This window comes from Phytobacter palmae (assembly GCF_039409775.1).
Classification (GTDB): Bacteria; Pseudomonadota; Gammaproteobacteria; order Enterobacterales; family Enterobacteriaceae; genus Phytobacter; species Phytobacter palmae.
This window is the reverse complement of record NZ_JBCIVJ010000026.1, coordinates 1-18,820: the sequence shown is the minus strand read 5'-3', so window position 1 is coordinate 18,820 and position 18,820 is coordinate 1. Positions and strand designations below refer to the sequence as shown.

At 49.3% G+C, this 18,820-nt stretch carries 17 protein-coding genes, 3 tRNA genes and 1 pseudogene; 16 read left to right on the top strand and 5 right to left on the bottom strand.

Annotated features, from left to right (window positions below; translation table 11 throughout):
• The first annotated feature begins 161 nt into the window (after positions 1-161).
• The 3 genes from AAIG39_RS22200 to AAIG39_RS22190 are packed head-to-tail and all read left to right on the top strand — an operon-like array spanning position 162 to position 5,164.
• On the top strand, positions 162-3,599 hold the full coding sequence (locus AAIG39_RS22200; RefSeq protein ID WP_343194755.1) for an O-linked N-acetylglucosamine transferase family protein: 3,438 nt from the start codon (positions 162-164) through the stop codon (positions 3,597-3,599).
• Between the two features lie 4 nt (positions 3,600-3,603).
• A complete protein-coding gene (locus AAIG39_RS22195) occupies positions 3,604-4,770 on the top strand; it encodes a DegT/DnrJ/EryC1/StrS family aminotransferase (RefSeq protein ID WP_343194754.1) in 1,167 nt (388 codons plus the stop codon).
• Position 4,771: 1 nt separating this feature from the next.
• Positions 4,772-5,164, top strand: coding sequence for an FAD synthase family protein (locus AAIG39_RS22190; protein ID WP_041851812.1), 393 nt, complete (start codon positions 4,772-4,774; stop codon positions 5,162-5,164).
• 43 nt (positions 5,165-5,207) lie between these two features.
• On the opposite strand, the gene AAIG39_RS22185 is transcribed toward AAIG39_RS22190, so the two are convergent.
• Together AAIG39_RS22185 and AAIG39_RS22180 are read right to left on the bottom strand one after the other, a co-directional pair.
• Complete coding sequence (locus AAIG39_RS22185; protein WP_249573002.1) at positions 5,208-6,407, bottom strand: sulfatase-like hydrolase/transferase; 1,200 nt, start codon at positions 6,405-6,407, stop codon at positions 5,208-5,210.
• Positions 6,408-6,484: 77 nt separating this feature from the next.
• Positions 6,485-7,303 carry a hypothetical protein gene (locus AAIG39_RS22180; protein ID WP_343194753.1) on the bottom strand — a complete coding sequence of 273 codons (819 nt, stop codon included), beginning with the start codon at positions 7,301-7,303 and terminating at the stop codon, positions 6,485-6,487.
• A gap of 162 nt (positions 7,304-7,465) precedes the next feature.
• Between AAIG39_RS22180 and AAIG39_RS22175 the strand changes: the two genes are divergently transcribed.
• The 7 genes from AAIG39_RS22175 to sdiA all read left to right on the top strand — a co-directional run bounded on the left by AAIG39_RS22175 (position 7,466) and on the right by sdiA (position 13,238).
• Complete coding sequence (locus AAIG39_RS22175) at positions 7,466-8,185, top strand: RNA polymerase sigma factor FliA (protein ID WP_090087530.1); 720 nt, start codon at positions 7,466-7,468, stop codon at positions 8,183-8,185.
• A gap of 71 nt (positions 8,186-8,256) precedes the next feature.
• Positions 8,257-8,808: a flagella biosynthesis regulatory protein FliZ gene (fliZ, locus tag AAIG39_RS22170; protein ID WP_090087200.1), complete on the top strand. Its 552-nt coding sequence runs from the start codon at positions 8,257-8,259 to the stop codon at positions 8,806-8,808.
• An 84-nt stretch (positions 8,809-8,892) separates the two neighbouring features.
• Positions 8,893-9,693 (top strand): cystine ABC transporter substrate-binding protein, encoded by an 801-nt coding sequence (tcyJ, locus tag AAIG39_RS22165; protein WP_090087527.1) that lies wholly within the window; start codon positions 8,893-8,895, stop codon positions 9,691-9,693.
• Between the two features lie 100 nt (positions 9,694-9,793).
• The gene (dcyD, locus tag AAIG39_RS22160; RefSeq protein WP_090087198.1) at positions 9,794-10,780 is read left to right on the top strand and encodes a D-cysteine desulfhydrase; all 987 of its coding nucleotides are present in this window, start codon (positions 9,794-9,796) and stop codon (positions 10,778-10,780) included.
• A 21-nt stretch (positions 10,781-10,801) separates the two neighbouring features.
• A complete protein-coding gene (gene tcyL / locus AAIG39_RS22155; protein WP_090087196.1) occupies positions 10,802-11,470 on the top strand; it encodes a cystine ABC transporter permease in 669 nt (222 codons plus the stop codon).
• Positions 11,467-12,219 carry an L-cystine ABC transporter ATP-binding protein TcyN gene (gene tcyN / locus AAIG39_RS22150; protein ID WP_090087194.1) on the top strand — a complete coding sequence of 251 codons (753 nt, stop codon included), beginning with the start codon at positions 11,467-11,469 and terminating at the stop codon, positions 12,217-12,219. Before tcyL ends, tcyN begins: the two co-directional genes overlap by 4 nt.
• 296 nt (positions 12,220-12,515) lie before the next feature.
• Positions 12,516-13,238 (top strand): quorum-sensing transcriptional regulator SdiA, encoded by a 723-nt coding sequence (gene sdiA / locus AAIG39_RS22145; RefSeq protein WP_090087192.1) that lies wholly within the window; start codon positions 12,516-12,518, stop codon positions 13,236-13,238.
• A 67-nt stretch (positions 13,239-13,305) separates the two neighbouring features.
• On the opposite strand, the gene AAIG39_RS22140 is transcribed toward sdiA, so the two are convergent.
• Positions 13,306-13,530 (bottom strand): DUF2594 family protein, encoded by a 225-nt coding sequence (locus tag AAIG39_RS22140; RefSeq protein ID WP_090087188.1) that lies wholly within the window; start codon positions 13,528-13,530, stop codon positions 13,306-13,308.
• 12 nt (positions 13,531-13,542) lie between these two features.
• Positions 13,543-13,632 (bottom strand): annotated as a pseudogene (locus tag AAIG39_RS25775) (hypothetical protein); the annotation flags it as partial.
• A 356-nt stretch (positions 13,633-13,988) separates the two neighbouring features.
• Here AAIG39_RS25775 and uvrY point away from each other — a divergent pair.
• The 6 genes from uvrY to AAIG39_RS22110 all read left to right on the top strand — a co-directional run bounded on the left by uvrY (position 13,989) and on the right by AAIG39_RS22110 (position 17,529).
• On the top strand, positions 13,989-14,645 hold the full coding sequence (uvrY, locus tag AAIG39_RS22135) for a UvrY/SirA/GacA family response regulator transcription factor (protein WP_090087183.1): 657 nt from the start codon (positions 13,989-13,991) through the stop codon (positions 14,643-14,645).
• Positions 14,642-16,474 (top strand): excinuclease ABC subunit UvrC, encoded by a 1,833-nt coding sequence (gene uvrC / locus AAIG39_RS22130; protein ID WP_249572999.1) that lies wholly within the window; start codon positions 14,642-14,644, stop codon positions 16,472-16,474. The genes uvrY and uvrC overlap by 4 nt, the downstream gene beginning before the upstream one ends.
• Positions 16,475-16,530: 56 nt before the next feature.
• Complete coding sequence (gene pgsA, locus AAIG39_RS22125) at positions 16,531-17,079, top strand: CDP-diacylglycerol--glycerol-3-phosphate 3-phosphatidyltransferase (protein ID WP_047369806.1); 549 nt, start codon at positions 16,531-16,533, stop codon at positions 17,077-17,079.
• Positions 17,080-17,228: 149 nt separating this feature from the next.
• A tRNA-Gly gene (locus tag AAIG39_RS22120) sits at positions 17,229-17,304 on the top strand.
• Positions 17,305-17,356: 52 nt separating this feature from the next.
• Positions 17,357-17,430: transfer RNA gene (locus tag AAIG39_RS22115), tRNA-Cys, on the top strand.
• Between the two features lie 12 nt (positions 17,431-17,442).
• A tRNA-Leu gene (locus tag AAIG39_RS22110) sits at positions 17,443-17,529 on the top strand.
• A 233-nt stretch (positions 17,530-17,762) separates the two neighbouring features.
• Here AAIG39_RS22110 and AAIG39_RS22105 read toward each other — a convergent pair.
• A complete protein-coding gene (locus AAIG39_RS22105; RefSeq protein ID WP_343194752.1) occupies positions 17,763-18,506 on the bottom strand; it encodes a hypothetical protein in 744 nt (247 codons plus the stop codon).
• Positions 18,507-18,820 lie beyond the last annotated feature (314 nt).

Genomic DNA, 18,820 nt, shown 5'->3' with positions numbered 1-18,820 from the left:
TTCTTCATGAACTTTGGCGGCGCAGCGTGTTTGTTGCGCCCCTTTGCCACATTTTTTGATAGATAGAATTACCCCTATTATTGACGTTTACTCTGCCAATGGACACTACAGCGCGCTGGTAGGATGAGGAAAATGGTTTCCAAACTGTAAAGGATAGCGCTGTGTTCTCTTTAGATTTACCGCAAAGTTTCAATTTAGCGTCAGTTAATTCCGCTATACCTAAGTCGACCACTGTTGCTCCTTATCTCAGCGCAACACGTATTCAGGCTAGCGCCTGGCTATATGGTATTGACGGCGCTGCGCCAGATCGCGCGCGTATCCTGGATATTGGCTGCGGCGATGCTTCGCATCTTATGCCTTTTGCTCTCGCCTATCCGCAGGCCGAAATTATTGGTATCGACCTGTCGCCGGAGAAAATTGATGCCGGGCAGTTGCAGTTCAAATTAGCGGGAATCAAAAATACTCAGCTGTTTTGCTCTGACCTGGAAAATTTGCTGGCAGGTCTTGGTGTTCAGTTTGATTACATCATCATTCACAATATTTTCTCGCTGCTTGATAGCCAGACGCGCGAAGCGTTGTTCGCCTTTTGCCAACAGCATCTGACCCCCCAGGGGGTGGTTGCGACCGAGTGGCTTACCCAGCCTGGTGCTGGTGTAAGCCAGATTATTCAGGACGCAATCGCCCTGCATGCGCGCGACGCTAACAGTGATGAACTGCGTTTAAGCAGCGCTCGTGCGGCATTAACATGGCTTTCGTTGGGCATGAGTCAACACCCGGCTCGCGAAGCGCTGCAAGAGTTAATCAGTGAAGCCGAGGCGATGGATGATGAAACCTTCGCCTTGCGTTATTTACACGGCATGAACAACGCCAGCTACTTTGTCGATTTCCATGAGAGCGTTACACGTTCCGGGCTATGCTATGTTGGCGACCTTTTCCCATGGAAAGAGTGTCCGGCGCATTACGGCGACAAGGTGGCAGAACTTTCCGAGGCCGTGTGTCCTCACAAGGATAAACTACTTGTTCAGCAATACCTCGATTTTTCTGTTAACCGTCGTTCACGCTTTAGCTTGCTTACCGCCGCTAAGTCACAGGTAATTTCAGCTCAGCCCGATCTTACCCGTTTGCAGGATTTCCACTGGGCGGCGAGCTTCCGTCGCGAAATTGATGGTAACGGCAAGATTTATAATCGCCTGCGTTCTGAGTCCGGTGCTTTTATTGCGACCGATGATGTGGTCACATTGTCTGTGCTGGATGCTTTGGGTGAAGCATGGCCGCTTAGCATGAGCTTTGAGCAGTTAGCCTTCCACACACGCTCCCCTGAAACCGAAAAAGCAGAGCATGAAGAAAAACTGTTGCTATCTTTGGGCGCCTTATTCATGCAGGGTGCTGCGGGGTTATATTTCCAGCGCATCCCTTCTGTTTACAACGAACAAAAAACGCCGCGTTTGACCACCATCTTTGGCCAGGCTTTCCAGCAATTAAAATCGGGCTTTAACTTCTGGAACGAAGCCGTTGAGCTGACCGCGCAGGAAGTGTCGGTGCTGGAAAAAGATAATCTGGCGTTCGCTGACATTAAACTGGTAGACGGTTTGCGTCGTAAAGGGGTGTTGACCGGTAGCGTTGCCAGCTGGATTGCACATTATCAGTCGTTAATTAAAGTCGCTACGTTACAAGAAATGGCTGGCACGATCCTGCCTCTCATTCTGTTCTCCAGCGCGCCGCAGAATGGGGGCTTCGAAGGGGCAAATCTGCGTGCGGACACTCTCCCGCTTGATAAAAAGGATATGCAGCCAGTCGACCATAAAACCGTTGATCGTCTCGATTCGCTTATTCTCAACAGTGAGTTTGACAAAGCGAGAGAGCTGGCGCTGGATGTGGTCAGTAAGATGGAAGCGAATCCGAATGCCTGGCTGGAACTTTCACGTGTTTACAGCCGCACTTCTGAATACGGCAAAGCGATTGGTGCGATTAACCGCACGCTGAGTATTACCTCTGTCAGTTGGGACATCTATTTCGAACTGGCTGTGGCGCTGTGGCATTTGCAGCAAGACTGGCTGACAGGCCGCGTGGTGCGCGCCATCCTGCGCGCAGACCCGCGTAATGCACTTGCCTGGGATGCGCTGGGGCGTCTGTATTCTGATTATGAAGCGGTTGCCAGTGCTGAATATTGCTATAAAAAAGCGCTATCCATTACGCCAAATAATGCAGGGATGGTCGCTAACCTCGCGGTATTAGTAGCGGAAAATCTGCGGGTAGAAGAGTCTATTAGCTTACTTCGCAAAGCCATTAAACTGATGCCATCAGATCAGGGTAATTACAGCCGTCTGAATTTTGCGTTGTCCCATAGCGCAAATATAGAGCCCGCCGCCCTGTTTGAAGAACATCGCGTATATGGTCGGTTGACGGAGAAATGGGCTAAAGAGCAGAAAACTCGCTTCAACTGGTCAGGCAGTAAAGATCCGAAACGCCCGTTGCGTATTGGGTTTGTATCCGGCGATCTTTGCCATCACCCGGTGACCTGGTTCCTTAAGCCATACTGGGCAAATTTCAATCGTGAACAGTATGAATTATACATCTACAACACCTCGCCAATTTATGACGATGTGAGTGAATATTTCGAAAAAACATCAACAAAATGGCGCAATGTCTTTACGAAAAGCGCGCTGGAACTCGCCCGCATCGTTAATGAAGATGCCGTGGATATTCTTATCGATCTTTCCGGCCATACCGGTTACAACCGCCTTGCGACATTTGCACTGAAACCCGCACCGGTCACGCTTGGCTGGATTGGTTATCCCTGTACGTCTGGCCTTATCGCTATGGATTACCATATTTGTGGCACGGGTATGGCGAAACCGGGAGAACTTGATGATCAGTTCACCGAAAAACTGATCTTTATGCCAATGCCGGTTCAGTATGAGCCGCCGAAAAATGTGCCGGATGTGAATCCGTTGCCCGCTCTTTCTAATGGCGTATTTACCTTCGGTAGCCTTAACCGACCGAAAAAAATCAGCGACGGTGTGGTTGCCACATGGGCCAAAATATTGACTGCTGCGCCTGATGCCAGAATGTTAATTGGTTATATGCCCTCAGAAGACGTTTCCGCACGTTTGCGGGAAAAATTTGAGGCACTGGGCGTTAAGTCCGAGCAGCTTATTTTCCGTGCAAAAACGCATTTTGCGGAATATATGCGCATGCACCTTGAGATTGATCTTATGCTTGATACCTTCCCGTATGACGGCGGTACTACCAGTAATAACGCCGTCTGGATGGGGGTACCGATGCTCACCCTGAGCGGAAAAACGATGGCCGGTCGCCAGGGTAACGAGATAATCAAAGCCTATCAGCTTGAACAATTCCTTGTTAAAGACGAGGAAGCTTATATCGAGCATGCTCTGGCATGGATAGATAAAAAAGAAGAGTTGAACGCTATCCGCTTAAATATGCGTGAACGTTTTGTGCAACGGAAAAACGAGGTTGTCTCTCCTTCGAGAACCTTTGAAAAATTGCTCCGTACCATCTGGCAGAATTACTGCGATGGTAAGAAGCCGCAAAGTTTTGTCCTCGATATCAGTGATATCGAGGCGAGCCAGGAGTAAATCCATGCGCGATAATATTTATGTAACCAGCCCGTTATTGCCGCCGCTTGAGGAGTTTATTCCTTATCTGGAGCAGATCTGGCAAAGCAAACATCTGACCAACTCTGGTCCGTTTCATCAGCAATTTGAAGCGGCGCTGGCGAAATATTTAGGTGTTGAGTACCTGTCGTTATTTTCAAACGGTACGCTGGCGTTGTTAACGGCACTGCAGGCATTAAGAGTAAAGGGGGAGGTGATTACCACCCCGTACTCTTTCGTGGCAACGGCGCATACCATCCTCTGGAACTCGTTAAAACCGGTTTTCGTGGATATCGATCCAAAAACCTGCAATATGGATCCGCGTAAGATCGAAGCGGCGATCACCCCGGAAACAACAGCGATTTTGCCAGTCCACTGCTACGGAATTCCGTGTAATGTGGATGAGATTCAGCGCATTGCTGATATGTACGATCTGCGTGTTATCTATGATGCGGCCCATGCTTTTGGCGTAAAAGAAAATGGCAGTAGCATTCTGACTCATGGGGATCTGTCGATCCTCAGTTTCCACGCGACGAAAGTCTTTAATACAGTCGAAGGGGGAGCCATTATTTGTCAGGATGCGAAAATGAAAAAACGCATCGACGATCTGAAAAACTTTGGCTTCGCAAATGAAACTACCGTTGTTGCGACGGGTATCAACGGCAAAATGAACGAAGTTCAGGCCGCTTTTGGTATGCTTCAGTTGCAACATATCGATCAGGCTTTACTCAACCGTGAAGTAATCTATAAGCGCTATGTCGAAAAACTCGCTGGCATTAAAGGATTACGGATTCTGGATAAACCGCAAAATATCGAGTGGAATTACGCTTATACGCCGATATTTATCGATGAGATCTTTGCCTGCTCACGAGATGAACTTTATGAAAGTCTCAAGCCGCATAATATTTTTACCCGACGCTATTTCTACCCGCTGATTTCTGAATTCCCGATGTACCGTGGATTACCCAGCGCGCAGCCGGGTCTGATGCCTGTGGCTGAAAAAGTATCTGCTTCGGTGCTTTGTTTACCGATTTATCCCACGTTGACGCTGGATGAAGTCGATATGATTACCGATCTTATTCGCGAGAAAAGTTTGGGACACTCTATCTCTCCAGACCACTGTGACTTTAAATTAGTATTGCCGGGTATATGATATGAAAAGAGTGATCACTTTCGGTACTTTTGACGTCTTTCATATTGGACATGTGAACATTCTTGAGCGCGCAGCTCAGCTTGGCGATTATCTTATTGTGGGTGTTTCCTCTGACGCGCTGAGCTTTAAAAAAAAGCAGCGCTACCCGCTCTATAGCCAGGATGACCGCGTTAAAATTATCAGCTCAATGCGCTGCGTGGATGAAGTGTTCATTGAAGAATCACTGGAAGATAAGGCCCGATATATCGAGATGAAAAACGCCGATTTACTGGTGATGGGCGATGACTGGGAAGGGCGTTTTGATTGGGTTAAACCGTGGTGCGAGGTTGTTTACCTGCCGAGAACCCCGTCGATCTCGACAACCGAAATTATTGAGATTGCCCGTCTGCGCTAATAATAAAAAACCCATCATTACGATGGGTTTTTTATTTCCGCTGTTAATCAACCAGATTGTTTTTGTCCGCAATCCACTGTTGTAACAGGGATGACATCTCTTCAAACGCCTCCACAATTACCGTTTCGCAACCCGGATATAAGAAGTACTGAACATGCGGATGCGCACCTGCGGCTCTGCCTGCTCCAAGGCGTTCATAATCGATAGAAGCTTTACCATTTTCGGTTTTCAGGTAATCCAGTAAGTTGAACTGGTTTGCACTGTCCGCTTGCCATGCATACATCTTGTACTCGCCATTCACATACAGCAGATGGAAAAGTTCAGAGGTGATGGAGTAACCTTTACGCAGCGGGGTATGGCGCGTTTCACCGGTCTGGGCCGCAAACAGGTTACGGCTATAACTGTATTTCCTGTCACCAGAAAGCGCAGAGAAGCTTGCAGGGTTATCTTCACCCGTCACCGGAATGTTCAACATTTCAAAGACCGTTTTTTTCAGATCAATCATGCTAACCAGATGATTGATATCACGTGCTTTATAGTTGCTGTCGTAGATAAATGCTGGTGTATGAACCAAAGAGGTATAGGGTTCTATGGCGTGAGCAAATCCACCATTAAGGCCGTGGTTCCAGAAATCGTCACCATGATCGCCAAAGATAACCAGCGTGGTATTTTCCATCTGTTTATGGTTCATCAGCAGGCGCAGGATATCGCCAACGGTATTATCCATACTCTCATAACCGCGTTGCCAGCGGATGAAGCTATTATCGCTGGCGCCTTTGTAACCGTCCTGGTAGCACAGGTGACTACACAGATTCCAGATATACAGCGCGAAAGGCTGAGAATGGTCAGCAATAATTGACTCGGCGGTATGCAGCATCTCGCTGGACGTGTCATACCATTTGAAGCGATCACGCTCGCTCCAGATCATGTCAAAACTCACCACGTTTTGTGGGAAACCCAGCCCGGCAGTACGGTAACCGGCGTTATGCAGATCATCAAACATAGACGGCGACTTACGGCGCGGCACCAACCCTATCTCAAAATTCACATTATGCTCAAGGATGTCGTCATCACCGTGCAGTAAGTCACTGACGGCCATAAACGAGGACGTCGCTGATGAGATAAAATTATTCAAGCGTAATGTATGCGGCGTCAGGCTGTTCAGACATGGAAACCACTGGCGACGGCTGTATATCGCCTGATTAAGGCTTTCGAGGTGAATGAAAACGACGTTTTTTTTCATGATTATTCCTTGAGAATAAGGTCTGTCATAGTGACATCAAGGTATAAATACCTGTTGTTGAAAGCCTTCCGGATCGTTCATAAATGCCACCCTTTTGAGATGACGTTTGTATGTCGATGCACCGTAATCTTATCATTGCGGCTTAAATGGTTGGCTCTGCCAAAAAAAGAATCACTGCGTCGCCGCTTAACGAGCTGACCTTTAACGGTCGACCTGCGCATAACGGTAACCGGCGTTTTGTGATGTTCGTATCTAAAAGGTGGATAAAGGGATAATCCGTTTTGAATACTTTTTTGAAAAGAACGCTGACGGAAAGTATTGCCATATTTTTCATGAACAAAACTACTAACCCGATATTCATAACCGCAGCAGTACACCCGAATCGACAAAGCATGCTTGTCACATAATTGTATTTCTAAAGCGGCTTTGCCCTTAATTGTCTGCACGGCGCGATGGTAGCTTTTACCGTCTGGTTTAATAAATTGCAGCCGACATTCAGTCACTTCCGCAGGGTTATCGTTAGCAGATGAGAAAATGATAGCCGGGGTATTAACCAGGGGTTGAAATTTATAAAAAAAGGGTGTGCCATAACCTCTATCTGAAACTGATTTTTTTGCTGTTTTTTCAGTCAGATGCTCTGCGTCAGCTACTTGGTTTGTGCCATACGCAGGAAAGTAAAACTGGATGTCGTATAATACATTTAGCGCCCGACATGTCTGTTGCCAGTCTGCATTTCTGGCCTTTGGCAATATAAAAGGCCACCGAATATTATTACGGGCAGGGGTGTTACAACAGGAGCCTGCGAGAAATAGCTTCACCGTTTTTTCATAACGAAGCGATAGCCAAATCTCACGACCGATTTCTGTACCAGCAGGTGAAATTAATACATTGATCATGCGGCGCCCGGGCGGATGGGAGTGTACATTTACAGTATGAGATGAACTCTGATACACAACCCTGCAAATAACCCCCCATTTCACCCACTATTCATCCGATTAAAAGTGCTACAGAATCGGATAATCATGCCGATAACTCAAACTAACGCAGGGCTGTTTATCGTGAATTCACTGTATACCGCTGAAGGTGTAATGGATAAACACTCGCTGTGGCAGCGTTATGTACCTCTGGTGCGTCACGAAGCATTGCGCCTGCAGGTGCGTTTACCGGCGAGTGTGGAACTGGACGATCTGCTACAGGCGGGCGGGATCGGGTTACTGAATGCAGTTGACCGATACGACGCTCTGCAAGGAACGGCATTTACCACTTACGCAGTGCAACGCATTCGTGGGGCTATGCTGGATGAATTGCGCAGCCGTGATTGGGTACCGCGCAGTGTCCGGCGTAACGCTCGCGAAGTAGCACAGGCTATAGGGCAACTTGAGCAAGAGCTGGGACGTAATGCGACCGAAACAGAAGTCGCACAACGCCTCGGTGTTCCGGTTGAAGAATACCGTCAGATGCTGCTTGATACCAATAATAGCCAGCTTTTCTCCTATGACGAATGGCGAGAAGAGCATGGTGACAGTATCGAAGTGGTGACTGACGATCATCAACAGGAAAACCCGTTATTCCAGTTAATGGAAAGTAATTTGCGTCACCGTGTAATGGAAGCGATTGAATCCTTACCGGAGCGCGAACAACTGGTTCTGACGCTTTATTATCAGGAAGAGCTTAATCTTAAAGAGATTGGCGCTGTTCTTGACGTCGGAGAGTCTCGGGTTAGCCAATTGCATAGTCAGGCTATTAAGCGTTTACGTACAAAGCTGGGTAAGTTATAGGTTGGTGAGACTATCTGTACTGGATCGCCCCTGAAAGATGCCGCACAACGCATTGACAACCAGGAGTTATCATGACGGTGCAGCAACCTAAAAGACGGCCATTAAGCCGCTATTTAAAAGACTTTAAACACAGCCAAACGCATTGCGCACATTGTCACAAATTACTCGACCGCATCACCCTGGTGCGTCGAGGCGAAATTGTGAACAAAATTGCAATATCACGCCTGGACATGCTTCTGGATGAGGCTGCCTGGCAGCAGGAGCAAAAAGAATGGGTAGCGCTCTGCCGATTCTGCGGTGACCTGCATTGCAAAGAGCAAAGTGATTTCTTCGATATCATTGGATTTAAACAATTCCTGTTCGATCACACTGAAATGAGCCATGGCACGGTGCGCGAATACGTCGTTCGTCTTCGCCGCCTCGGAAATCATTTAAGTGAGCTTAATATCTCCCGTGATCTTCTTGATGAAGGGTATCCTGATGAGAATCTGGAGCCCTGGTTACCCACCACCAGTACCAATAATTACCGTATCGCCTTGCGTAAGTACGCACAATTTAAAGCACAATCACGCTTTAACGTTGCGCAAAAGATCGCTGTCGGTGCTCGATCTGATATATATTGAAAATGAATAAAATGTAACGCACAGGTGCCTGAAAATGATTCAGGTACCGTTCGTTATGCTCTTCATTTTCTGGTCGGAGACACTATGAAACTTGCACTTTTGGGTCGTCAGGCGCTGATGGGGGTTATGGCTGTCGCGCTGGTTGCGGGAATGAGCGTCAAAACGTTCGCCGCTGAAAATTTACTGAATAAAGTTAAAGAGCGCGGCACCCTGCTGGTTGGGCTGGAAGGCACCTATCCGCCGTTCAGCTTTCAGGGGGATGATGGCAAGCTTACCGGTTTTGAAGTTGAATTTGCCGATGCGCTGGCGAAACATCTGGGTGTGAAAGCGGCCCTGAAACCCACCAAATGGGATGGCATGCTGGCATCGCTGGATTCAAAACGTATCGATGTGGTGATTAACCAGGTCACGATCTCTGATGAACGTAAGAAAAAATATGATTTCTCCACCCCTTACACCGTCTCTGGTATTCAGGCGCTTGTGAAGAAAGGCAATGAAGAGAGCATCAAATCCTCTGCCGATCTGAAAGGTAAAAAAGTGGGTGTGGGCCTGGGCACCAACTATGAAGAGTGGCTGCGCGCCAACGTGCAGGGTGTTGATATCCGGACTTACGATGATGACCCGACAAAATATCAGGATCTGCGCGTAGGCCGCATTGACGCCATTCTGGTGGACCGTCTTGCCGCGCTTGATCTGGTGAAAAAAACCAACAATACGTTGGCCGTTGCGGGTGATGCCTTCTCACGTCAGGAAGCGGGTGTCGCACTGCGTAAAGGTAACGAAGACCTGCTGAAAGCCATTGATGGCGCGATTGCCGAGATGCAGAAAGATGGCACGTTGAAAGCGCTATCGGAAAAATGGTTCGGCGCAGATGTAACGAAGTAATCTCTCCGTAAGAAAAAGGCGCTAAATTTAGCGCCTTTTTTATTTACGCGCGGTATACGTGCATAATAAAAAAAATTCATATCTCGCTACCGGAGGATCGATGTCCTTACAAAATCTCACCCGTTTTCCCCGTCTGGAATTTATCGGCGCGCCGACGCCGCTGGAATACCTGCCGCGTTTTTCTGATTTCCTCGGTCGTGACATTTTTATCAAGCGCGATGATGTTACCCCCATGGCGATGGGCGGTAACAAGCTGCGTAAGCTGGAATTTCTCGCCGCAGATGCGCTGCGCGAAGGGGCTGATACCCTGATTACCGCTGGAGCTATTCAGTCTAACCACGTGCGCCAGACGGCGGCGGTGGCCGCTAAACTGGGGCTGCACTGTGTGGCGCTGCTGGAAAACCCGATTGGCACAACCGCAGAAAACTATCTGACCAACGGAAACCGTCTGCTGCTGGACCTGTTCAATGCGCAAATCGAAATGTGCGACGCGCTGACCGATCCCACACGCCAACTGGACGAGCTGGCAACGCGTCTTGAAGCGCAGGGTTTCCGCCCTTACGTGATTCCTGTTGGTGGTTCAAACGCACTGGGTGCGCTGGGTTATGTAGAGAGCGCGCTTGAAATCGCCCGGCAGTGTGAAGGGGCGGTAGGACTCTCTTCTGTCGTGGTAGCGTCTGGCAGTGCCGGAACACATGCCGGGCTGGCGATTGGTCTGGAGCAACTGCTCCCGGATGTAGAGCTCATCGGCGTGACGGTATCACGCACTGTTGCCGACCAAAAGCCCAAAGTCGTGGCCTTGCAACAGGAGATTGCGCAACGGCTGGACATAAAAGCCAGCGCAGAGATTACCCTCTGGGATGACTATTTTGCGCCGGGCTACGGCCAGCCTTGCGATGAAGGAAACGAGGCTATTAAACTGCTTGCGCGGCTGGAAGGCATTCTTCTCGACCCGGTGTATACCGGCAAGGCGATGGCAGGGCTGCTCGATGGGATAGAGCGGAAGCGTTTTAAAGATGATGGCCCGATATTATTTGTCCACACCGGTGGCGCTCCGGCGCTGTTTGCCTATCACCCACATGTTTAATTACCGGGCAGAACAACCATAATGCAAGAAAGTCTACAACTGGTGATCGACTCTGCACCGTTCCTGCTTAAAGGAGCGGTATTTACGCTGCAACTGAGTATCGGCGGCATGTTCTTTGGACTGTTGCTGGGGTTTATACTGGCGTTAATGCGCCTCTCTCCACTGCTGCCTGTGCGCTGGCTGGCGCGCATCTATATCTCGATTTTTCGCGGTACGCCGCTTATTGCCCAACTTTTCATGATCTACTACGGCTTGCCGCAATTTGGGATTGAACTGGATCCGATTCCGGCGGCGATGATCGGTTTATCGCTCAATACGGCCGCCTATGCCTCGGAAACATTGCGTGCGGCGATCTCGTCTATTGATAAAGGGCAGTGGGAAGCCGCCGCCAGTATCGGCATGACACCCTGGCAAACGTTACGTCGCGCAATACTGCCGCAGGCTGCCCGTGTGGCCCTGCCGCCACTCTCTAACAGCTTTATTAGTCTGGTGAAAGATACCTCGCTGGCTGCGACGATCCAGGTACCGGAACTGTTCCGTCAGGCGCAGCTGATCACTTCGCGTACGCTGGAAGTGTTCACGATGTATCTGGCTGCTTCGCTGATTTACTGGGTGATGGCGACGGTGCTTTCTGCGTTGCAGAACTATTTTGAAAACCAGTTGAACCGTCAGGAGCGTGATCCGAAATGAGTGCCATCGAAGTGAGAAACCTGGTAAAACAATTCCACGGTCAGACGGTGCTCCACGGCATCGACCTTGATGTGGCGCAAGGGGAAGTCGTGGCAATTATCGGCCCCAGCGGTTCCGGTAAAACCACGTTATTACGTAGTATCAATCTGCTGGAACAGCCTGAAAGCGGTACGATACGGGTGGGTAATATGACCATCGATACGGCAAGACCGTTGGGACAACAAAAAAACCTGATTCGCCAGTTGCGCCAGCATGTAGGTTTTGTGTTTCAGAACTTCAACCTTTTTCCACATCGTACGGTCCTGGAAAACATCATCGAAGGCCCGGTCATTGTGAAAGGGGAAGCGAAAGATGACGCGACAGCGCGTGCACGAGAGCTGCTGGCCAAAGTCGGATTAAGTGGTAAAGAGACCAGTTATCCGCGGCGTTTATCCGGCGGACAACAACAGCGTGTCGCGATTGCCCGTGCGCTGGCGATGCGCCCGGATGTCATCCTGTTCGATGAACCGACCTCGGCGTTGGATCCTGAGCTGGTAGGAGAGGTGCTTAACACCATCAGGCAACTGGCGCAGGAAAAACGGACGATGGTGATTGTCACCCATGAAATGAGCTTTGCGCGCGATGTGGCAGACCGGGCTATCTTTATGGACCAGGGGCGCATTGTCGAACAGGGGCCAGCGAAGTCGTTATTCGCGAATCCGCAGCAACCACGCACACAGCAATTTCTGGAAAAATTTCTGATGCAGTAGTGACTTACCGATTCGGCAGCAGCTCGCTGTCCGGATCGGTGATTAACATCAACTTAAGTTAAATTTATTTGTGCACATTTAATCATATGCATTGCCGATAATGATATTTGGCACCAATCGTCTTCGCATTTTCCCGCCAAAAACAGTACCTTCTGCCCTGGCTGCTCTCCATAACCCACGAAAATTTTTACTGATTTCCGCTAATACCGATATTTTACACTTATAAAAAAGATTTATGTGTTAATTTAATGTATCCATAATAATGATTATTATTGTCAGGGGTGATATCGGTCAGTATGCGGGATAATGACTTTTTCTCGTGGCGCAGGGATATGCTGCTACGTTTTCAGGAGATAACGGACAAGGAAGATGTATATTCAATGTTAGAGCAGCAAACGCAGCTGCTTGAATTTGATTTTTTTGCACTGTGTGTCCGTCATCCGGTGCCGTTTACGCGCCCGAAAATCAATGTACACACTACGTATCCGGATGCCTGGATGGCGCATTATCAGGCCGAAAATTATTTCGCTGTTGACCCGGTGCTTAAACCCGAAAATTTCCTTCATGGGCATTTGCCGTGGAATGACAAATTATTTCACGAGACACCGGAATTATGGAATACCGCACGGGATTTTGGATTACGCAAAGGGATTACGCAGTGTTTGATGCTGCCAAACCATGCGCTGGGATTCTTGTCCGTATCTCGCTCGAGTATTCTCCATCATCCACAGCATGATGAAGAGATTGAGCTGCGCCTGCAGACACTGATTCAACAGAGCCTGATCACGCTTTCCCGACTGGGAGACAATATGGTCATTGCGCCGGAAATGAAATTCAGTAAGCGCGAGAAAGAAATTCTGAAATGGACAGCGGAAGGTAAGACATCGGCCGAAATCGCTATGATTTTGTCCATCTCAGAGAATACGGTGAATTTTCACCAAAAGAACATGCAGAAAAAATTCAACGCGCCGAATAAAACGCAGATTGCCTGTTATGCGGCGGCGACGGGAATCATCTGATCGGCATCTTCGTTCTGCGTGACAGACATATACCGGCTGCCAGCTTTTGTGCTGCCAGCCGATTCACTTACTGGCGATAAGCCTGTTTGATCTGCTTCACCGTGTTGGCGAACACCGCCGCCTGTGCTTCATCTTCCAGCGTCGCGATCTGTTTTTCCATTTTAATGATGACGCGGCCTGCATCAGCCTGCCCCATAGCCTGTAGCATCAGCGTGATCATCGTTTTCAGGCATGAGACTTCCTGAGCCAGTTCCTGGCTATTATCAGCAGTGGAAAAATCAGGTGTGCTCATTTATTTACCTCGTTATGTTACCGTGCTTAGCGTGACGGTGAATGTCAAAGCGGCGGAGTATACCACAAGGCAGGGGAAAAATAGCAGTGGTTGTTTTGTGCGCGAGCTGTCTGGTTTATTAAATTAAACATTAGCCGAATATTTATTTTTAATAATGCAGGCAAAATATATGTTTAATAGAGGTAGAGCGATGGTTAATTATTGTTACAAAGCGCCGCTTCTATTTCCCCTTCAGAATAAAAAAGTGCGTTCCGTCAACTTTCCGAAAAGCACTTTTAAACACATAAACCAGATGCGGCGCGGGCTGGGGAAGTTTCCACAAAATGTACAGGTTAATTTCCAAAAACGAGACCGAAATCGAATGAGTGGCATTTTTTAACTTTCAATAACGCAGCAAAAACCGTTAGTATGTGAAAATTAGCTTGCAGCAGCGTCATCCCTTTTCTGGAGATATTCCATTGATCAACGTACTTCTTGTTGATGACCACGAACTGGTGCGCGCAGGGATACGACGCATTCTCGAAGATATTAAAGGCATAAAAATTTCTGGCGAAGTTTGTTGCGGCGAGGATGCCGTAAAATGGTGCCGGGCACATGCCGTCGACGTTGTGTTGATGGACATGAACATGCCGGGTATCGGCGGCCTTGAAGCCACACGCAAGATTGCGCGCGCGAATATCGACACCAAAGTCATCATGCTTACCATCCATACAGAAAACCCGCTTCCGGCGAAAGTGATGCAAGCTGGCGCGTCAGGTTATCTCAGCAAAGGCGCTGCCCCGCAGGAAGTTGTCAATGCGATTCGCTCCGTCCATTCCGGACAGCGATACATTGCGTCTGATATCGCTCAGCAGATGGCTCTCAGCCAGATTGAACCGGAAAAAACTGACTCTCCGTTTGATAGTTTGTCTGAACGCGAATTGCAGATTATGCTGATGATCACTAAAGGTCAGAAGGTCAATGAGATCTCTGAACAACTGAATCTCAGCCCCAAAACGGTGAACAGCTATCGCTATCGCATGTTCAGTAAATTGAACATTCATGGTGACGTGGAGCTGACTCACCTGGCGATTCGCCATGGTCTGTGCAATGCGGAGACGTTAGCAAGTCAGTGAATGAAGTTTTCGATTCAAAAGCCTTTCTCAAAACAGTGACCAGCAAACCGGGTGTCTACCGTATGTATGACACCGGTGGCACGGTTATCTATGTTGGCAAAGCAAAAGATCTTAAAAAGCGCCTTTCCAGCTATTTTCGCAGCAATCTCGCCTCGCGAAAAACAGAGGCGCTGGTTGCGCAGATCCAGCAGATTGATGTCACGGTAACGCATACCGAGACGGAAGCGCTATTGCTGGAACACAACTACATCAAGCTTTATCAGCCGCGTTACAACGTATTGCTGCGCGATGATAAATCCTATCCTTTTATCTTCCTGAGCGGTGATACGCATCCGCGTCTGGCGATGCACCGTGGTGCGAAGCATGCCAAAGGGGAGTACTTTGGCCCGTTTCCAAACGGTTATGCGGTGCGGGAAACGCTGGCACTGTTGCAAAAAATTTTCCCCGTTCGCCAGTGCGAAAATAGCGTCTATCGCAACCGCTCTCGCCCGTGTCTGCAATACCAGATTGGCCGCTGCCTCGGCCCCTGCGTGGCAGGCCTCGTCAGCGAAGAGGAGTATGCACAGCAAGTGGATTACGTGCGTCTGTTCCTGGCCGGTAAAGATGACCAAGTGCTCACGAAACTGATTGCCAGAATGGAAAAAGCCAGCCAGGCGCTGGAATTTGAAGAGGCGGCGCGTATTCGCGATCAAATCCAGGCCGTACGCCGGGTAACCGAAAAACAGTTTGTCTCAAACACCGGAGACGATCTGGACGTGATCGGGGTGGCATTCGATGCGGGTATGGCCTGCGTGCATGTGCTCTTTATTCGGCAGGGCAAGGTATTAGGTAGCCGCAGTTATTTCCCTAAAGTGCCGAATGGTACTGAGCTTGGTGAGGTGGTGGAAACCTTCGTCGGGCAGTTTTACTTGCAGGGGAGCCAGATGCGCACTCTGCCGGGTGAGATCCTGCTTGATTTCAACCTCAATGACAAAACGCTGTTAGCGGATTCATTGTCGGTGCTTGCCGGACGCAAAGTTAATGTCCAGACCAAACCGCGTGGCGATCGTGCACGCTATCTGAAACTGGCGCGTACTAATGCCGCGACGGCGCTCAGCACGAAATTATCGCAGCAGTCGACTGTCAATCAACGCCTGACGGCACTGGCAGCCTTGCTGAAACTGCCTGAAGTGAAGCGCATGGAGTGTTTTGATATTAGCCATACCATGGGTGAGCAGACCGTGGCCTCCTGTGTGGTATTTGACGCCAACGGGCCCGTGCGAGCGGAATACCGCCGCTATAACATTACTGGTATCACACCCGGCGATGATTACGCAGCAATGAATCAGGTACTGCGTCGTCGTTACGGGAAGGCGATTGATGAGAATAAAATTCCGGATGTGATTTTGATCGACGGCGGGAAAGGGCAGTTAGGGCAGGCCAAAACGGTTTTTGCTGAACTCGACGTCCCGTGGGATAAACATCATCCATTGCTATTGGGTGTGGCAAAAGGTACTGACCGCAAAGCGGGGCTTGAGACGTTGTTTTTTGAGCCCGAAGGCGAAGGGTTCAGTCTGCCGCCAGATTCACCGGCGCTGCATGTGATCCAGCATATTCGCGACGAGTCGCACGATCATGCAATCAGTGGGCATCGTAAAAAGCGGGCAAAGGTGAAGAATACCAGCACCCTGGAAACTATCGAAGGCGTTGGTCCAAAGCGTCGCCAGGTACTGTTAAAGTACATGGGAGGGCTGCAGGGCTTGCTGAATGCGAGTATCGAGGAAATTGCAAAAGTGCCGGGTATCTCGCAAGGTCTGGCAGAAAAGATCTACTACTCGTTGAAACATTAAGGGCTCTGTAGCAACATAGGGTCAAAATTTACTGACAACAGATAGTTACCGTCATTATGCGATTTAATATCCCTACGTTGCTTACCCTGTTTCGCGTCATCCTAATCCCGTTTTTTGTTCTGGCATTTTACTTGCCTTTTCAATGGGCTTCGTTCGCATGCGCGTTGATTTTTCTGGTTGCCGCAGTAACAGACTGGTTTGACGGCTTCCTTGCGCGCCGCTGGAACCAGAGCACGCGTTTTGGCGCATTTCTGGACCCGGTGGCAGATAAAGTGATGGTCGCTATCGCAATGGTGCTGGTAGCAGAGCATTACCACACCTGGTGGGTGACGTTGCCGGCGGCGACCATGATTGCCCGTGAGATTATTATTTCAGCCCTGCGCGAATGGATGGCGGAGCTGGGTAAACGCAACAGTGTTGCCGTCTCATGGATCGGTAAAGTGAAAACAACCGCACAAATGACCGCACTGGTCTGGATGCTCTGGCGTCCAAACGAATGGGTAGAGTGGGCGGGAATTGGCCTTTTCCTGATTGCTGCGGTACTGACACTGTGGTCGATGCTGCAATATTTGAACGCTGCTCGTGGAGATTTGCTTGAACAGTGATCGTTTCGCGTTAATTTTCAGCAAACGATCCGGGTTTTGAAAAATATCGTTGACTCAGTGCGTCAGGTAAGTAGAATGCATCGCATCGGACGGCAGCGTAGCTCGCCAGAAGATAAGAAAATCAAGTGATTAGAACAAAACTTGATATTGCGGGAATAGCTCAGTTGGTAGAGCACGACCTTGCCAAGGTCGGGGTCGCGAGTTCGAGTCTCGTTTCCCGCTCCAGTTTAAAAGCACCGGCATGTTGCGGGTGTTGGCTGCAAGGCCCGAAGAATCTGGCGCGTTAGCAAAGCGGTTATGTAGCGGATTGCAAATCCGTCTAGTCCGGTTCGACTCCGGAACGCGCCTCCAATTTCTTCCCGAGCCCGGGTGGTGGAATCGGTAGACACAAGGGATTTAAAATCCCTCGGCGTTCGCGCTGTGCGGGTTCAAGTCCCGCCCCGGGTACCATGGGAAAGATAAGAATAATCAAAGCAATAAGCAGTGTCGTGAAACCACCTCCGGGTGGTTTTTTTGTGCCTGAAATTCACGCCCTGTGCTCACGGGGAGCAATAAAGTGCGATCTCTGGCCTGCAATGTCGATAAGTCCCTATCACCAGTAACAGAATGGGGCACCTCGCCTGCTTTCTGGTACTTCTCCAGGAAGATAAGCTCAGAATGCCTGTTGGATTATCTGTAATGCACTAGCAGTCCGTAGTACAAAGTTGCTTAATGCGTTCAATCACCTGCTCTCTGTATTTCTGATGCCCGCGCATAGCCCTCGGATGAGCTATTCTGAAACCTACCGCATTACCCGTTTTAAATTCCCATAGCCTCCCGGGCGTGACGGACACAGTCTCATAACCATCCAAATACTCAGTCAGTAAACGTTTGATGATGCAATCTGTTCTCCTTGCACCGGATGCAAAAATAATGAAATTGGGCTTCAGATGTTTAATCTGTACCGCCAGCAATTGCAGTGAGGCCGATATCACTTCCTTTACTTCATTCTCAGGGCGAGTGAGTGGGGTTAGTCTGTCGTAATCCCACGCGAGTAGATTGGCATAGACGATAGACTGAGGGGGGATATTCAACTCACGGGCAAGGCGGAAATAATACTGAGTGAAGCGGCTACGTGATTTGAGGTTGAGGGTTCCATCGTTATTAAGTGAAAGATGCTGCCTGTAACGGTCTACAGCCTCTTGAATCACCTGCTCAATGGTGATTCCAGGTATAAGCCCCAGCACCCGTGACATCCTGTTCTTACCATTCATCGTATTCCAGCCAGCGGTTTCGCGCCCAACCAGCATGATTTTTACCGGCGAATGCCAGTACTCTTCAAAAGGGGCAGGTAAAAACACGCCTGAGTATTGATCCTCTTGCAGGTCAAATGACCGGACATCAAGTTCCTGTAATATCTGCCTGTATGCGTCGAACAGCCTCTCCATTCTTTACCCTGGCCCACATCCCGAAATGATTAAAGCTTCATATGTATTATTGCAGATACATGAGGATAATAATGGCTGCGCCGGTTGTCGACCCCGGTCGGGGATTCTCATCCTCCCGGTTCGGGAGAGTATAAAAGAAAAAAGCCCGTACTTTCGTACAGGCTCTTATCTGAAATGATGGCGGTGAGGGGGGGATTGACTCGCTTCGCTCGCCCTGCGGGCAGATTCCTCGCGGGCTCGTCATCTGTCCAACCGGCTGCGCCGGTTGTCGACCCCCGGTCGGGGGTTCTCATCCCCCCGGTTCGGGAGAGTAT

What these genes read in the sequence shown, in the direction of transcription:
- tcyN (WP_090087194.1), top strand. Translation starts at nt 11,467, where the DNA reads ATGAGTGCCATCGAAGTGAGAAACCTGGTAAAACAATTCCACGGTCAG.
- AAIG39_RS22140 (WP_090087188.1), bottom strand. Translation starts at nt 13,530, where the DNA reads ATGAGCACACCTGATTTTTCCACTGCTGATAATAGCCAGGAACTGGCT.
- AAIG39_RS22105 (WP_343194752.1), bottom strand. Translation starts at nt 18,506, where the DNA reads ATGGAGAGGCTGTTCGACGCATACAGGCAGATATTACAGGAACTTGAT.
- sdiA (WP_090087192.1), top strand. Translation starts at nt 12,516, where the DNA reads ATGCGGGATAATGACTTTTTCTCGTGGCGCAGGGATATGCTGCTACGT.
- AAIG39_RS22185 (WP_249573002.1), bottom strand. Translation starts at nt 6,407, where the DNA reads ATGAAAAAAAACGTCGTTTTCATTCACCTCGAAAGCCTTAATCAGGCG.
- pgsA (WP_047369806.1), top strand. Translation starts at nt 16,531, where the DNA reads ATGCGATTTAATATCCCTACGTTGCTTACCCTGTTTCGCGTCATCCTA.
- dcyD (WP_090087198.1), top strand. Translation starts at nt 9,794, where the DNA reads ATGTCCTTACAAAATCTCACCCGTTTTCCCCGTCTGGAATTTATCGGC.
- AAIG39_RS22190 (WP_041851812.1), top strand. Translation starts at nt 4,772, where the DNA reads ATGAAAAGAGTGATCACTTTCGGTACTTTTGACGTCTTTCATATTGGA.
- AAIG39_RS22195 (WP_343194754.1), top strand. Translation starts at nt 3,604, where the DNA reads ATGCGCGATAATATTTATGTAACCAGCCCGTTATTGCCGCCGCTTGAG.
- tcyJ (WP_090087527.1), top strand. Translation starts at nt 8,893, where the DNA reads ATGAAACTTGCACTTTTGGGTCGTCAGGCGCTGATGGGGGTTATGGCT.
- AAIG39_RS22180 (WP_343194753.1), bottom strand. Translation starts at nt 7,303, where the DNA reads ATGATCAATGTATTAATTTCACCTGCTGGTACAGAAATCGGTCGTGAG.
- tcyL (WP_090087196.1), top strand. Translation starts at nt 10,802, where the DNA reads ATGCAAGAAAGTCTACAACTGGTGATCGACTCTGCACCGTTCCTGCTT.
- fliZ (WP_090087200.1), top strand. Translation starts at nt 8,257, where the DNA reads ATGACGGTGCAGCAACCTAAAAGACGGCCATTAAGCCGCTATTTAAAA.